The organism is Lysinibacillus sp. K60, from assembly GCF_019731275.1.
Taxonomy (GTDB): Bacteria; Bacillota; Bacilli; order Bacillales_A; family Planococcaceae; genus Lysinibacillus; species Lysinibacillus capsici.
This window is the reverse complement of the sequence record NZ_JAASJR010000018.1, coordinates 17,675-32,653: the sequence shown is the minus strand read 5'-3', so window position 1 is coordinate 32,653 and position 14,979 is coordinate 17,675. Positions and strand designations below refer to the sequence as shown.

15 protein-coding genes and 1 riboswitch are annotated in these 14,979 nt (G+C 36.6%); of the genes, 7 read left to right on the top strand and 8 right to left on the bottom strand.

What is annotated here, in order from left to right:
* Positions 1-123: 123 nt before the first annotated feature.
* Together HCH28_RS23665 and HCH28_RS23660 are read left to right on the top strand one after the other, a co-directional pair.
* Positions 124-678 (top strand): SLOG family protein, encoded by a 555-nt coding sequence (locus HCH28_RS23665; RefSeq protein WP_221683369.1) that lies wholly within the window; start codon positions 124-126, stop codon positions 676-678.
* Between the two features lie 100 nt (positions 679-778).
* Positions 779-1,093 carry a hypothetical protein gene (locus HCH28_RS23660; protein ID WP_004227712.1) on the top strand — a complete coding sequence of 105 codons (315 nt, stop codon included), beginning with the start codon at positions 779-781 and terminating at the stop codon, positions 1,091-1,093.
* Between the two features lie 41 nt (positions 1,094-1,134).
* On the opposite strand, the gene HCH28_RS23655 is transcribed toward HCH28_RS23660, so the two are convergent.
* From HCH28_RS23655 to HCH28_RS23640, 4 genes are all read right to left on the bottom strand, one after another.
* The gene (locus tag HCH28_RS23655) at positions 1,135-2,529 is read right to left on the bottom strand and encodes an L-cystine transporter (protein ID WP_221683368.1); all 1,395 of its coding nucleotides are present in this window, start codon (positions 2,527-2,529) and stop codon (positions 1,135-1,137) included.
* 301 nt (positions 2,530-2,830) lie between these two features.
* Positions 2,831-3,268 carry a hypothetical protein gene (locus HCH28_RS23650; protein WP_221683367.1) on the bottom strand — a complete coding sequence of 146 codons (438 nt, stop codon included), beginning with the start codon at positions 3,266-3,268 and terminating at the stop codon, positions 2,831-2,833.
* A gap of 88 nt (positions 3,269-3,356) precedes the next feature.
* Complete coding sequence (locus HCH28_RS23645; protein ID WP_221683366.1) at positions 3,357-4,307, bottom strand: GGDEF domain-containing protein; 951 nt, start codon at positions 4,305-4,307, stop codon at positions 3,357-3,359.
* On the bottom strand, positions 4,285-5,166 hold the full coding sequence (locus tag HCH28_RS23640) for an EAL domain-containing protein (protein ID WP_221683365.1): 882 nt from the start codon (positions 5,164-5,166) through the stop codon (positions 4,285-4,287). Before HCH28_RS23640 ends, HCH28_RS23645 begins: the two co-directional genes overlap by 23 nt.
* A gap of 296 nt (positions 5,167-5,462) precedes the next feature.
* Between HCH28_RS23640 and HCH28_RS23635 the strand changes: the two genes are divergently transcribed.
* From HCH28_RS23635 to HCH28_RS23620, 4 genes are all read left to right on the top strand, one after another.
* On the top strand, positions 5,463-5,648 hold the full coding sequence (locus tag HCH28_RS23635; protein ID WP_009373346.1) for a hypothetical protein: 186 nt from the start codon (positions 5,463-5,465) through the stop codon (positions 5,646-5,648).
* Positions 5,638-7,056, top strand: a complete 1,419-nt coding sequence (locus HCH28_RS23630) for an amidase (protein WP_221683364.1) — start codon at positions 5,638-5,640, stop codon at positions 7,054-7,056. Before HCH28_RS23635 ends, HCH28_RS23630 begins: the two co-directional genes overlap by 11 nt.
* A gap of 161 nt (positions 7,057-7,217) precedes the next feature.
* Complete coding sequence (locus HCH28_RS23625) at positions 7,218-8,378, top strand: PucR family transcriptional regulator (RefSeq protein ID WP_221683363.1); 1,161 nt, start codon at positions 7,218-7,220, stop codon at positions 8,376-8,378.
* A gap of 103 nt (positions 8,379-8,481) precedes the next feature.
* Positions 8,482-9,378 (top strand): DMT family transporter, encoded by an 897-nt coding sequence (locus tag HCH28_RS23620; RefSeq protein WP_221683362.1) that lies wholly within the window; start codon positions 8,482-8,484, stop codon positions 9,376-9,378.
* 33 nt (positions 9,379-9,411) lie between these two features.
* Here HCH28_RS23620 and HCH28_RS23615 read toward each other — a convergent pair whose 3' ends face one another.
* The gene (locus HCH28_RS23615; protein ID WP_221683361.1) at positions 9,412-9,981 is read right to left on the bottom strand and encodes a YitT family protein; all 570 of its coding nucleotides are present in this window, start codon (positions 9,979-9,981) and stop codon (positions 9,412-9,414) included.
* 181 nt (positions 9,982-10,162) lie between these two features.
* Here HCH28_RS23615 and HCH28_RS23610 point away from each other — a divergent pair, with 181 nt between their 5' ends.
* Positions 10,163-11,452: a DUF2252 domain-containing protein gene (locus tag HCH28_RS23610; RefSeq protein WP_221683360.1), complete on the top strand. Its 1,290-nt coding sequence runs from the start codon at positions 10,163-10,165 to the stop codon at positions 11,450-11,452.
* Between the two features lie 567 nt (positions 11,453-12,019).
* On the opposite strand, the gene HCH28_RS23605 is transcribed toward HCH28_RS23610, so the two are convergent.
* The 3 genes from HCH28_RS23605 to HCH28_RS23595 form a co-directional block, all read right to left on the bottom strand.
* Complete coding sequence (locus tag HCH28_RS23605) at positions 12,020-12,541, bottom strand: DUF2179 domain-containing protein (RefSeq protein ID WP_004227692.1); 522 nt, start codon at positions 12,539-12,541, stop codon at positions 12,020-12,022.
* Positions 12,542-12,849: 308 nt separating this feature from the next.
* On the bottom strand, positions 12,850-14,148 hold the full coding sequence (locus HCH28_RS23600) for a nucleobase:cation symporter-2 family protein (protein WP_221683359.1): 1,299 nt from the start codon (positions 14,146-14,148) through the stop codon (positions 12,850-12,852).
* Entirely contained in the window at positions 14,148-14,732 is a 585-nt protein-coding gene (locus tag HCH28_RS23595) for a xanthine phosphoribosyltransferase (protein ID WP_221683358.1), read from the bottom strand. The genes HCH28_RS23600 and HCH28_RS23595 overlap by 1 nt, the downstream gene beginning before the upstream one ends.
* 135 nt (positions 14,733-14,867) lie before the next feature.
* Positions 14,868-14,969: riboswitch (purine riboswitch) on the bottom strand.
* Between the last annotated feature and the right edge of the window lie 10 nt (positions 14,970-14,979).

Sequence of the window (14,979 nt, the reverse complement as noted above, 5' to 3'; positions counted from 1 at the left end):
TAGGCATTTGTGCAGCTGTAGCAGTAATTTTAACACTATTTGCCTTTTCATAGACAACATCGATTTCATTTGCCCCCTTGCTGTATACTAGTATTACAACTATACAGCTTAGGGGGTATTTTGGTGTTACAGCGTATTATGATTACTGGCTATAAACCACATGAGCTTGGTATCTTTAATGATAAACATCCCGGTATTGTCATCATAAAGAAAGCACTGGAAGCTCGCCTACGTACACTGCTTGATGAAGGACTCGAATGGGTTATTATCAGCGGTCAGCAGGGCGTAGAAACTTGGAGTACTGAAGTCATTTTAATGTTAAAAAAAGAATTTCCTCATTTAAAATACGCCGTGATTACACCCTTTTTAGAGCAAGAGAAAAATTGGCAAGATCATAAAAAAGAAAAGTATCAGGCATTAATTGCCCAAGCTGATTTTGTCACAAGCGTGACCAAAAAACCGTATGAAGCTCCTTGGCAATTTATTGAGAAGGACAAATTTATTATCCAAAATACAGATGGACTCTTATTAGTTTATGATGAAGAAAATGAAGGTTCACCGAAATATATCAAACGACTTGCAGAAAAATATATGGAGTCCCATGATTATAATCTTTTAACAGTAACTGCCTATGACTTACAACTAATAGCTGAAGAAATTCAACAGCAAAACTGGTAGAAAAATATTGATATAATTTTCTGACAATTATATACTAGAAGTAATAAAAGCTGATTGTTCTTATGGTTTTTACCTATAATTTGAAAGGAGCTGTCATCATTTGAATAAACATATTGAAATGATTCTTGAAGCTTCTCCCGTAAATGTGTCACATGATACGTATCGTAGAGAATGTCGGTATACACGGGGAATTCATATTGAAGAACAAGAATTTCTTGCTATTTTAAATTCAATGAGTCATGATTCACGCTTATATTTTGATTTCCATAATCCACGTAAAGAAATTAAAAAGGGAACCTATTTGAATGGACACTCCGGTTTAGCCTACAATATTTATGATTACTATAAACAAAATTATAATATTGAGATATCTGAATTAATCAATGGTAAGGATTTTTATGTGAAAATCGTATAAAGCTGAAGCCCCGTTAAAATTTTAACGGGGCTTCTTCGATCTTATAGGTCTGCTACTTGAGCACCTAATTCTTTATTATTATACATTTCTGTATCTAATTCTTTAGTAATACGCGCTGTTGTAACACCAGCAGTCATTGAACCACTTACATTTAACGCTGTACGACCCATATCAATTAAAGGCTCAACAGAGATTAATACACCTGCTAGAGCAATTGGTAAATCAAGTGCTGATAATACAAGGATAGCTGCAAATGTTGCACCACCCCCAACACCTGCTACACCAAACGAGCTAACCGCTACTACTGCGATAACTGTAATAATAAACACAAGGTCAAGTGGATTAATGCCGACTGTTGGTGCAATCATAATGGCTAACATCGCAGGATACACACCTGCACAACCATTTTGCCCGATTGATAATCCGAATGAGCCTGAGAAGTTTGCAATCCCCTCAGATACCCCAAGGCGACCTGTTTGCGTTTTAATATTCATCGGTAAAGTACCGGCACTAGAACGTGATGTAAAGGCGAATAATAATGTTTCTGCCGATTTTTTCAAATACGTAAATGGATTTAAACCACTTAATGTAATGATTAATAAGTGTACGATTAAAACAATAAATAGCGCTACATAAGAAGCAATGACAAACTTACCTAAATTGTAGATCGCTCCAAAATCAGATGTTGCGACAGTACGAGCCATAATCGCTAGAATTCCGTATGGCGTTAAGCGTAATACAATTGTTACAACACCCATTACAAGGGCATAGATGGCATCTAAGCCTTTTTTAATTGTAGCTGCAGTTCCCTCATCCTTACGTGCCACACGTAAATAAGCAAAACCTAGGAATGCTGAGAAAATTACAACCGCAATCGTTGAAGTAGAACGAGCACCAGTTAAATCAAGGAACGGATTTGCTGGGAATAACTCAATAATTTGTGTTGGTAAATCAGGAGCTGCTAAGCCCGTTGTTTTTTCTTCAAGGTATTGGCCACGTGCAGTTTCAGCATCACCTTGTAAAATTTGTGTTGCATCTAAATCAAAGACTGTTGCAGAAAGAATACCTACAGCTGCCGAAACGGCTGTTGTACCGATTAAAATGGCTAAAATAAGTGCTGCCATTTTTCCGAAATTTTTACCAATCTTCATTTTAGTAAATGCAATTAAAATGGAGATAAATACTAATGGCATTGCTACCATTTGCAGCAGTTTCACATACCCAGTACCGATAATATTGTACCAAGATGTTGTTTTGGCTAATACTTCAGAATCGAGACCATAAATAAAATGAAGTCCAAGACCAAGTACAATCCCTAAGCCTAAACCGGCAAAAACACGATTAGAAAACTTCACGTGCTTTTTATTCATAACATATAAAATTCCAACGAACACAAGTAACACTGCTACGTTAAGAATGATTTGTAAATTAGACAATGGAATGCCTCCTAAGATGTTTTATAATAATGTAATCGAATTATATACCCATAATCCCTATAATTCAAGTATGTTTTATTAAGATTAATAAATTCCTATAACAAAATGCTTTCTTGCTAAGGATTATACCCCGAAAAATGGCGTAACAATCATCCTCTGGCAATGGATTAATCATGGAAAAGATCTTAAAAAATGTTTGTAAATGTATAGCTAGTTTAATCAATGCCACTACATTTGGTGACAAATGGTAACTGCCCCTATACTGTTAGTTTTTAACAGTGCAGGGGCAGCCTTTTAAGTATTATTTTCTAATTACAAATCTTGGTTCGTAGTCACTAATGATGTCAAACACACCGTCATTATAGCAGTAGATATGATGTTCTACGGTAGGAATTTCTTTGCTTCCAATCCACGGGAGTTGATCAAACCATTCTATATAATCTGAATTGCTCATTTTATAAAACCATTCTGCTGAAGAATTTTTAGATTGTTCTTGGGTCATGGCCTCAGTGACCATGTCTACTAAATCAGATCGTGGGATTTCTCCAGTATAGCGAAAAGACCAAACATAATCGTGAATAGGAGACATCTTATCATAGATAATATCAACTTCTGTATTGTTTCGATCTATTAATGTTAAGCAGAGCCCTCGATCTGTATAATTCAATGTGGCATTAACGATTTGGGCTCTTTCTAAGCAAGTGACGGGTTGCCAAATGTGCAGTCTTCTTGAATTCATCTAAACCTCCTGTAACCAAAATATATATCAATTTTATTTAAATTTTCATATATTTTACATATCAGTTCCACAAATCTAACATAGTTTGCTAATGAACAAAATAATTTTGTTGTTTATTAATGAGGTAACAACTACCAGCGATTTTTTTACACTGTTTTTTCACATGTGTTACCGCATTGGATAATTGTTCCACAGAGTCAAAATACTGATATTCATTCGTAATAACGGCAATAGATAAAGATGTACATGTTAAAGGCTCCAGTTCTCCAGATCTATTAGCTACCTGAACATATGCTAAATCCTCCAACTCATAAAAACTAAGTATGTTGGCATCAAAGTCATCAATAATTTTTTGACACATCTTTTCTACCTCGTAATAAGGTAGAATGGCTACAAAATCATCTCCACCAATATGTCCTAAAAAATCCTCTACGCCGCAGATATGTCTTTTTAGTATTTCTGTTAAATACCGTAAAATTTTATCGCCTTTATTAAAGCCATATGTGTCATTGTAGGATTTAAAGTGATCTAAATCAAAATAGATTAAACTATATTGCGATAGCTGTAATGCTTCTTCTAATTTTTCATCGATTAATTTATTGCCTGGAAGACTACTTAATGGATTCAGGAAGCTTGCAATGGCTACTTGTGTATCAACAAGCTTTAACAATAACTCTCGAATACTAACCATGCCATAATAAAGATTGTTTTTCGTGACGATGACATCATCATATAAATCCTCAGGAGGTCTAGCCATAGCTAATGTACTAACCTCTGTGATCGGTGTATTACGATCAACGATTAAAGGGTTTTTCTTGATCATCAGCTGATTTTGACGTTCCATTAATAAATGATAGCCATACCGAGTACCGATTTTTTGATAGAAATGTGTGCGTGTAATATGTCCAATTGGTTTTTCATCACGCACAACAACAACGCTACGCAACGATGGATTACTTGTAAAAAGTACATCTACTTCTTTGTTTTTCACAAATTCATCAATACATGGAACTTTCTCAATGACTTCCCCTATCTTCATGGTCACCCACCCTTATTTTCCCCATATATATTTCCTTTGCAGGCTTTCCTATCGCATATCCCTGTGCATAATGAATGCCAATACGATAGAGATAATCAAGCTCCTCTTGTCGTTCAATCCCTTCAGCGATGATTTTAGTATTGGCTTGTTCTGCATATTTCATTAACAATGTGACGAGCTGCTGTTGCTCATTATTTTGGTCTATGAATTGAATTAATGAACGGTCTAGCTTAATAAATTCTGGCTTTAAATAGATGAGCGTTTTTAAACTATTATAGCCCGATCCCACATCATCTACGGCAATGCGATAGCCCTGTGATCGATAATGCGATAATACACGTTCAAACTCCATAAAATCTATTACCGCACTCCGCTCAGTCAGTTCAAAAACCACTTGCTGAGGCTTAATACCAAGCTCCTTCAATAATTGTAACGTTTCGCCACTGTGATATTTTTTATCTAATAAAACATTCGGATGTATATTAAGGAACACTAAAAAGTTTTTATTCACCAAGTCTTTGTGTAAACGTTCCTTGAAACGTTGCAAGGAAAGATTTCTACAAAAACATTCAAATAAAAAAACACAATCTGTTTGTCCTACAAACTCATAAAACTGATCCACACTGTTAAATAATGTTGAGGGTAATGGTCGATTTAATGCTTCAAATCCTATTGTTTGCTTTGACTGTAAATCTACAATAGGTTGAAAGTATGTATGTAAATCGTTATGCTGAATAATTTGTTTCAATGCCTTTAAACGTTTCATATATAACGAACTGCTTTGATGCTGCCCATATAAATATTTAAAAAAAGAAAATATATTACTTGTTTTTATACTTTGTCCCACTGCAGACTCCATTCTTGCACCTCTTCAATTTGGTTATTATGGTTCATTGTACGCTTTGATTGTAAATAGACTGTGAATCGAATGTAAAAAGAGCCAGTTATAGCAATAGGTTTTAACAAAACTCTTTCCTAGTTAATATTTCTTAATATTAAGACAATTACAAATAATTTATTTGATATAAAATAATATTAGTGTATGATTGTAATAATAGGTTTATATTACCTATTATATTTTTTTGTGTTTTTACTGTATCGGTCTTAATAGGGAAACCTATTTAGATAAAAATTATTCAAGGGAGGATCCTGTTAATGAGCTTGTCTATTCAACAGTTATTGGAGAACAAAGGAATTACACCGAAACCTGAACACCTTGAACTATTAAAAACACGCTGGGAAGGTATGCAGTCACTTCGCAGCAATTTAGAAGGTATTGCGATTGATGATGCGGACATCGCTGTACGTAGTATTCCTGGAGGTGATCACATTGACAACTGATTTACATTTAAAATCTGTTGAAGAATTGGCACCTTTACTTGCATCAAAGACGCTATCTCCCGTGGAATTAACGAAGGCTATTTTAGATTTTGCTGAGGAAAGTCAGCCTAAAATCAATTCCTATATGGCTTTTTATCGGGAAGAAGCTTTAGCAAGGGCAAAAGAAGTTGAACAGGAGATTCTCCAAGGCCATTATAAGGGTATGTATCATGGAATACCTATGGCCTTAAAGGACAACTTGTATTTTAAAGATAAAATAACAACGATGTCCTCAAAAATTCATAAGGACTTCGTTTCTGATTATGATGCGACAGTAGTTGAAAAGCTTCGTGACGCTGGTGTTATTTTCACTGGAAAATTAAACATGCATGAATATGCTTGGGGAATTACCAATAACAACCCTCATTACGGCCCTGTCCGTAACCCATGGGATTTAGATAAAATTCCTGGTGGTTCAAGTGGAGGCTCTGGTGCGGCTGTTGCAGCTGGAGCAAGTGTTGCTTCACTAGGGACAGATACAGCAGGCTCTATTCGAATTCCATCCTCTGCTTGCGGCATTGTAGGTTTAAAACCTACACACGGTCGTGTAAGTAAATACGGCTGCTACCCGCTAGCATGGAGCTTAGACCATATTGGCCCGATGACAAAGACCGTTAAGGATGCAGCGGGCTTGCTCGAAGTTATCGCTGGTTTTGATCATCGAGACCCTACCTGCATTGATATTCCAATAGACAACTATGAGAAGCAGCTTACTGGCAATATCAAGGATCTAGTGATTGGTATCAATGAAGAGTACTTCTTTAATAATGTTGATATTGATGTAGAGAAGGCTGTTAGAGCAAGTATTCAAAGCTTAGTGGATCAAGGCGCTAAAGTGGAAGTGGTGCGTATTCCTTCCCTACAATATGCAGAATGGGCAGAGCTTGTGACGTCTCTTTCAGAGGCAGCAGCTATACACCATTCAGATTTACAAAAGAGACCACAAGACTTTGGTGACGATATTCGTCTGCTATTTGAGCTTGGTGAATTGCCTTCTGCAGTCGATTACTTGCAGGCTCAGCAGGTACGTCGTCAAATAAAGCAGGAGTTTACAGAGATTTTTAATAAGGTAGATGTGCTCATTTCCCCTACCCTACCTGTTGTAGCTAGTACTATTGGGGATGATTTTGCAGAGTTAAACGGTCAAAAAGTAGATTTAATTGATAATATTATCCGCTTTACAGGCCCTAGTAACTTAACAGGCTTACCTGCCCTCTCAGTTCCTTGTGGCTTTAAAGGAAACTTACCAATAGGTCTACAAATTATTGGACCAGCCTTTAAAGAAGGACGCATTTTAAATGTAGGCTATGCTGTTGAGCAAGAAAATCCACAGAGAACTAGAAAACCAAATATTTTTGTTAATATCTAGACGTTAAGCACTGGAAATCTGCTCAATTCACGGTATACCGCTGAATGAGCAGATTTTTTTGCGGGAGAAACCTGCTAGCATTTATAAAAATGGTTTTTTATGTACAAGTAATTTTATAATAGAAGCAAGAAGCTTACTACAGGAAAGGCAATGATCCACACATGAATGTAGAGAAATTTTTACAACTACCTATTACAAAAGACTTCACTGTTATTGCTGGTCACAACGGCTTACATAAAGCTGTTCAAAATGTAGAAATATTAGACTTTGAATTTTCACCTGACATCCACCATGTCAGAGATACCATCTTTACCCCCAACAGTGTTGTGTTAAGTAGTTTATTATTTGCTAAACAAAAGCCTGAGTATTTATTCAATGCTGTTAAAAATCTAATTGAGCTTGGGGCGAGTGCTTTAGCTTATAAGCCTGTTATTTTTAAGGAATTACCGAAAGAAGTTTTGTCGTATGCAGAGCAGCATAATTTCCCTATATTACGCTTTGGTGGAGATGAGTTTTTTGAGAAAATCATTTTAGAAACAATGGCTTACGCTAAGACACAGGATTATTCCTATTTTATCGAAACGATTTTACGAAGGCTAATGGAGGAAGATGTGACACAGGAGCAAATTAAATCCATTTTACAACAGCTCAATAAGCCCTTTGAAAAATATGTATTTATAGCAAATTTACGAGCTGATGACAAAATCCACCAGAGCTGGATGCGGCCCTTTAACTCGTTGGAGCCGCTATTAAAATCGGGTATGATTTGTTCTTATAAAAAAAGTCTATTTGTCATCATGACACATCCATCTCAGCAATTCCAATTTGAAAGGGTTTTACATGAATGGCTAGCATTATACGCCATACCCACTGATACCATCACTTTCGGCTATAGCAGTTGTAATGATACCCAGACTGGATTCCCAATGGCATTACGCGAAGCTTTTTTTGCCAATATTTTTGCTGAAATCGATACGCTCCCTAGCTGTCATTATAAGAATCTCGCGTCCGATTGTTTATTAATCGAGTTATACCGTAAAGATACAACATTCGCTATGGACTTTGTTACCTCCTTTTTAGCACCTCTACTTGATGATAAGGCTGATCCAGACTTAATGGAAACCGCCATAACCTACATCATTAAAAAAGGAAATATTAAGGAAGTTGCTGTAGCACAATTCTGTCATCCAAATACAATTCGCTATCGTATGGCTAAAATACGTCAGCTAGTAGCACCCATAGATAATGATTATGTTTTTTATGAACGCCTAGCTGCAGCCGTTAAATTGTACTTATTACATAGCAAAATGAACAATGACTAATCGCTTTGGAATAAGTACAAAAAAACGCCTGAATATTTAGAAATAAAATCAAATTCTATTCTTCTCTCTTATGCTATTCTATTGAAGTTAGGAGGAAGAAAACATGAAAACTTACATAGCTGATGGCATGTTACTAGTTACTGCAATCGTGTGGGGCAGTGGATTTGTTGTAACGGCCATTGCTCTAGAATATTTAACAGCTTATCAAGTAATGGCTGGCAGATTTTTAGTAGCTTCAATCATATTAACCGTTTTATTTGGCGCCCGATTAAAAAAGGCTTCGAAATCAGTAATTTGGAAGGGAGCTTTATTAGGTACGATTTTGTATATAGCGTTTGCCCTTCAAACAGTCGGACTGCAGTATACAACACCTTCTAAAAATGCCTTTTTAACCGCAGTAAATGTCATTATTGTTCCTTTAATAGCATATGCCGTTTATAAACGTCGTATCGATGGCTACGAAATCATTGGTTCGATAATGGCGATTGTGGGCATTGGCTTTTTATCATTACAAGGCTCCTTGACAATGAATATAGGTGATGCCCTATCATTAGCTTGTGCTGTTGCTTTTGCCTTTGATATCTTTTGTACTAACCTTTTTGTTCAAAAGGAAGATGCCATTGCTCTAACTATTATTCAGTTTCTCACAGCTTCCTTTATAGGTGTTCTAGTTGTCATTAGCCAAGGTGAAATTCCTACGTCACTTGAAAAAGAGGCAATTTACTCTCTTGTTTATTTAGGGATTTTTTCTACGACCATAGCTTATCTTTTCCAGAATGTGGCCAATCAATATACAACTGCCACAAAAGCTGCGATTATACTATCAACTGAATCTTTTTTCGGCATGGTTTTATCCGTTATCTTCTTGCATGAAATGCTAACAAGCCGTATGGTCGTTGGTGCCGTACTTATTTTACTAGCTATACTAATTGCCGAAGTGAAACCCGCACATCCAAAAAAGAAGCTAATGAAAGCACTCGATAATCAGACCCCCAAATAGTTTCAGTTTATACTGGAACTTTTTTTATGTTTATTAAACTCGACTAGTAATAATGCTTGTCGTAATCCCCACAACTAGCACTGTAATTATAGATAATAGAAAGGTCGAGGTGGATAGGAGGAATCCGCCTATAACAATCACGATGGAATCAATAAAAAATATCAATACCCCAACATTGATACCCGTTTTATCACAGATAAATTGTGCTATCAAGTCAGTCCCCCCTGTGCTTGTCTGAAAACGCAGCATTAGACCAATACCAAAGCCTACAAGTATTCCTCCAAGAATGGCACTATAGAGCGCATCAATTTGTACAAGATTGCGGACAGGCTTTAAAAAATCGATAATGAAGGAAGACGTTATTAAGCCATGTATACTATTGTAAAAATAGGTTTTATATTTAAACCACGCAATAATAAAAATCGGAATACTAATGATAATAATCATTAAACCAATTTGGAGCTTATATAAATAATGTAATATTAGCGCTAACCCTACTACTCCCCCATCTAAAATTTCATAGGGCGTTAAAAATAAGTTTATTCCTAACGACAATGAAATACTTCCTATTATAATGACAAGACTTTTTGTAAAGAAATACATACAACCCCCCTCCGTGTCTATGCATGTCTTATAGTATGAAAATAGGTTATTGAACATGTTATGAAATAACCTTAGATGATTAGCCATTTTTATCGAGTACATTTGCTAAATTTCTTCGAAACTTATTCAATTTATTTCCGTATATACAGATAAATTTTAAAATAACAAAGGGGATTATGATATGGAGCATGCTTTATTGGAACAAGTAAAACATACTAGAACTTTTTTAAGACAAGAACAATTGGAGACAATCTTTGAAGAGTTTGATGTTCAACGAATGCGTTTAACTGAGGTACAGCGCTTGGAGAAATACCGTAAAATGCTTGAAAGTCCATTTCGCTTTTTCCGCGGAAGTGCCTATCTCTTTTATTTTGATATGACAAAATCCGCTTCAATCTTCCATACTCCTGATAGAAAACCGACTTGGATTCAAGGTGACATGCATATGGATAACTTCGGTGCTTTTCAAAATGAAGCAGGCTCCATTGTTTTTGATGTCAATGATTTCGATGAGGGCTATGTTGGCTCTTATTTATACGATATTGTTAGAATGAGTGTTAGTATTGCGCTCTATTTAGAGGAACAAGGCTTACATAAGGTAACCCAAGAAACGGCTATTCAACATTTTCTTAACAGTTATATTGATCAGCTAAAACGATTTGAGCGTAAACAAGATGATCCTCTAACACTCATTTTTACAAAAGATAATACAAAGGGACCCGCAAAGAGGTTATTGAAAAAGCTTGAGAAACGCCAAAGGTCTTACTTCTTACAAGATATTACGTATCACAATGAAGATGGCGAACGTGCTTTCTTATGGAATGAAGAAATTCAACCAGTCACTGCTGAGGAATACAGTGCCATTTCAAACGCACTTTCTACTTATAAAATTAGGGACATAGCTTATAAGTATGGCTCTGGGACAGCTTCTATCGGTTTAAAACGTTACTATATTTTAGTGGAAGACGAAAAGGGTGCATCAGGAGTTGAAAATTTAGTGTTAGAAATGAAAGAAGTACGCACAGCCATCCCTGCCTACTTTCTTCCCTATCAGGATCTATTTTGGGATCACTATGAACACCAGGGAGCCCGTGTAGTCGGAACTCAAAAAGCCATGCACCATTTAGAGGACCCCCATTTAGCCTTTATCACGATGAATGGACAGGAATTTTATATTCGTGAACGTTCTCCTTATAAAAAGAAGATTAAGCCTAAAAACTATAAGGATATAGAGGATTACTTTACTACAACATCACTTATGGGGAAAATTGCTGCTAAAATACATGCCCGAGCTGATATCGATTATTCTCCTGTTTTTACCTATCACAGCGAGGAGGAGATTCTAAAAGCTATCGGCAAAGAACGGAATGTATTTATAGAACATACAATTTTACAAGCAATGAGCTACAAAGAAATCGTCTATACAGATTTTGACTTATTCAAAAATTGGGTTGAAACAAAATTTATGTAATATGTAAAAAAGATGGTGTCAACGGCAGAAAAAGCAACTTTGCAGGGTGAGGGGTTGATTTCCGTTCCGCCAGCGTCCTTTCCAGGGGGCGTCCGATGAGCCGCTTCACTCACTAGCGTTCGCTCCAGGGTCTCATCTGTGACGCTAATCCCCTAGGAGTGACGCTGGCTCCACTCCAATCAACCATGTGCAAAAGTGTCTTTTTCTTATCTTTCATACTAGCCGTAACGATCAAAATAGCCAATGATTTGTATAATTAGGTAGGCTCTTATTTTCAATGTGTAGTGACAACACCTCTTCATAAAGAGTAGTGAACACCTTCACTTTATTTGAAAACCTTTGCTAAAAAGTCAGTGGGTTGAAGTGGAAGGCTACTTGACTCCCGTGGGATAGCGAGATAGGCGAAGCCCTGCACGGAGCGGTAGCGGAGGAAGCGATTCGGCGCTCGCCCACAGGAAAGCAAGTAGCCTGCAACGGAAATCCATTTCTACCTTTCAATTGCCTGTTTTGTTTTTCAACACTAAAAAAGGACCTTCGCTTTTAGCGAGGGTCCTTTCATAGTGAATATTATTTTTGCTTAGCCTTCATACGAGCAAGTAAAAAGCCGCCTTTAAATGACTTAGGCTCATACGAGATAATAAACGCATTCGGTTCAAATTGCTCTACTATTTGAAAGAGCTCTCCTTCACGATTCCTCTTCGTTAAGATCTCATATTTATAGCGGTTACTATCTCGCCCTTCTCCTATATAAATCGTGACTGCAAACCCTTCGTTGCGAAGAAATTTCACAAGCTCTTCATTCTTATTTTGCGTATTAATGGTTGTATAAACATAGCCTATCGCTAGCTTTCGTTCTATTTTTGCTCCTAAAAATATACCTAATCCAAACCCAACTGCATAGACAACCATAGATAACATACTTTGCTTCCCACTGAAAACGAGTGAAAGGCCAAATACATACACCAACATCTCCAGCATCCCAAATATCGCAGCAAGGAACGTGATATTCTTTACTAAAAATATTGTTCGTAATGTTAAAAAAGGTACATATACTAATTGTAGGATTAAAATTAAAACAATACTTTGCATTTGTACTAGACCTTTCTGAGAGTAGTTTTATATAAGTATATGTTGAAAGAGAGAGTTACATGCGATTTCAACAACTCTATTTTAAATTCCCTTTTAGTTCTAATGTTAAACATTCCATATGACTGTCTAGAGTTATGTTAAAGGAACAAATTTCAACTAAAGTTATTATCAATAGTTTAAAACATACAGTCCATAACGACAAAAAAGTGGCACCTCCTCAGATCTAAATCAATAGATAAAAGTAGGTGACACTATTCTTTTCATCAAAATATGTAGAATATTTTGATGAATGTTATTTAATTATCTTTTTATACTTCCCCATGCATCGGATCTTTTTTATGCTTTGGCCCAATCATGTTGAATAAAATATTAAGGATAATCGCTGTTACAGAACCACAAACGATACCATTAGATGTTAAGATTGAAACGCTTGTTGGTAATGCATCAAAAATGCCAGGAACGACTGATACACCGACCCCTAAACTTACTGCAATCGCAGCAATCATCGCGTTTTCTGCTGACTCGTTCATAACGGGTACAAGCATACCCATACCTTGCGTAATCACCATTCCGAACATCGCTAACATTGCCGCACCTAGTACAGACGTTGGAATAATTGTTGTTAATGCTGCGATTTTTGGTAGGAAGCCTAATGCTACAAGAAGACCACCTGTGATGTAAATGACTTTACGGTCCTTAACGCCTGACATACGCGTTAGCCCCACGTTTTGTGAGAATGTTGTGTATGGGAAGGCATTGAAAATACCACCGATTACTGACGCAAGACCTTCTGAACGATAGCCGCGAGCTAAATCTTTTGAATCTAATTTTTTATTACAAATATCGCTTAATGCAAAATAGACACCAGATGATTCTACTAGGGATACCATTGCTACAAGTGTCATTGTAATAATTGCCGTTACATCAAATGTTGGCATGCCAAAGTAGAAAGGTTGCACCATGTGAAGTGCATCGGCTTCAGAAACCGGGCTAAAGTCAACTTTCCCCATGAATGCACCTAAAATTGTTCCTGCTACTAATCCAATCAGAATAGAAATGGCACGAACAAAGCCTGTAGAAAAGCGATAAACGACTAAAATGATAACCAATGTAATGAAGGCTAAGGCTACATTAGAAGCAGAAGCAAAATCCTCAGCACCTTGTCCACCTGCCATATTGTTTAATGCTACTGGTAATAAGGAAATACCGATAATTGAAACAACTGACCCTGTTACGACTGGTGGGAAGAATTTCACAAGCTTACCGAAGAAGCCCGCAATTATCATTACAATTACACCAGAGGCAATAATAGAACCATAAATGTCCGTAATACCCTGCTCTGGGTTTGTACCAATTGCAATAATTGGACTTACCGCTGTGAATGTACAGCCAAGTACTACAGGTAAGCCGATACCAATGAATTTACCTGAATAAACTTGTAAAAGTGTAGCGATCCCGCACATCATAATATCAATCGCTACTAAATACGTCATTTGTGTTGAATCGAAGCCAATTGCCCCACCGATAATCAATGGCACTAAAATGGCTCCAGCATACATTGCAAGTAAATGTTGAATCGCTAGCGCAGTCGATTTAAAGGTATTCATTACGCGCGAGCCTCCGTAGCAAATGTTACTTTGCCATCTTCAAGAGAATCTACAATTGCCAATGACTCAACGCGAACACCTTGCTCACGCAATAATTTTCCGCCATCTTGGAAGCCCTTTTCAATAACAATTCCAACTCCCACAACATTTGCACCCGCTTGTGCAGCAATATCAAGTAAGCCTTTGACAGCCTCACCATTGGCTAAGAAATCATCTACAATTAAAATATTGTCATCTTCGCTTAAGAAATTACGTGAGACTGAGATCTCATTTGTTTCATTTTTTGTGAATGAATGTACCTTTGATGAATAAAGGTTATCTGAAAGCGTTAATGATTTACGTTTTCGAGCAAACACGACAGGCGCGCCAATTTCTAAGCCTAACATCACGGATGGGGCAATACCTGAAGATTCTATTGTTAAAATCTTTGTAATCACTTGATCAGAGAAACGATTTGCGAATTCATGACCAATTTCCTTCATTAGAATTGGATCAATTTGATGGTTTAAAAATGTATCAACCTTTAATACGGATGAAGATAATACTTTACCCTCTTGCATAATTTTGTCTTGTAATAACTTCATTTCTTTCATATCCTTCTTTCGTAAAAAATTATAAAAAAACGCTGAATACTTTGATTCCATTCTGCTACGAGTGGAGCAAAGCATTCAGCGCAAAAACGTCGAAATGAATAGAAAACATCATTAAAATAGAAGTTCTCTAAAAGCATTGCTACCCATAGTCGATTCATTTACGGTAAATCGGTAGAAACTTGCGAGCCCTATTCTCGCTATTATATGAGTGAATTTGTATGAAACTATCAGAATAACC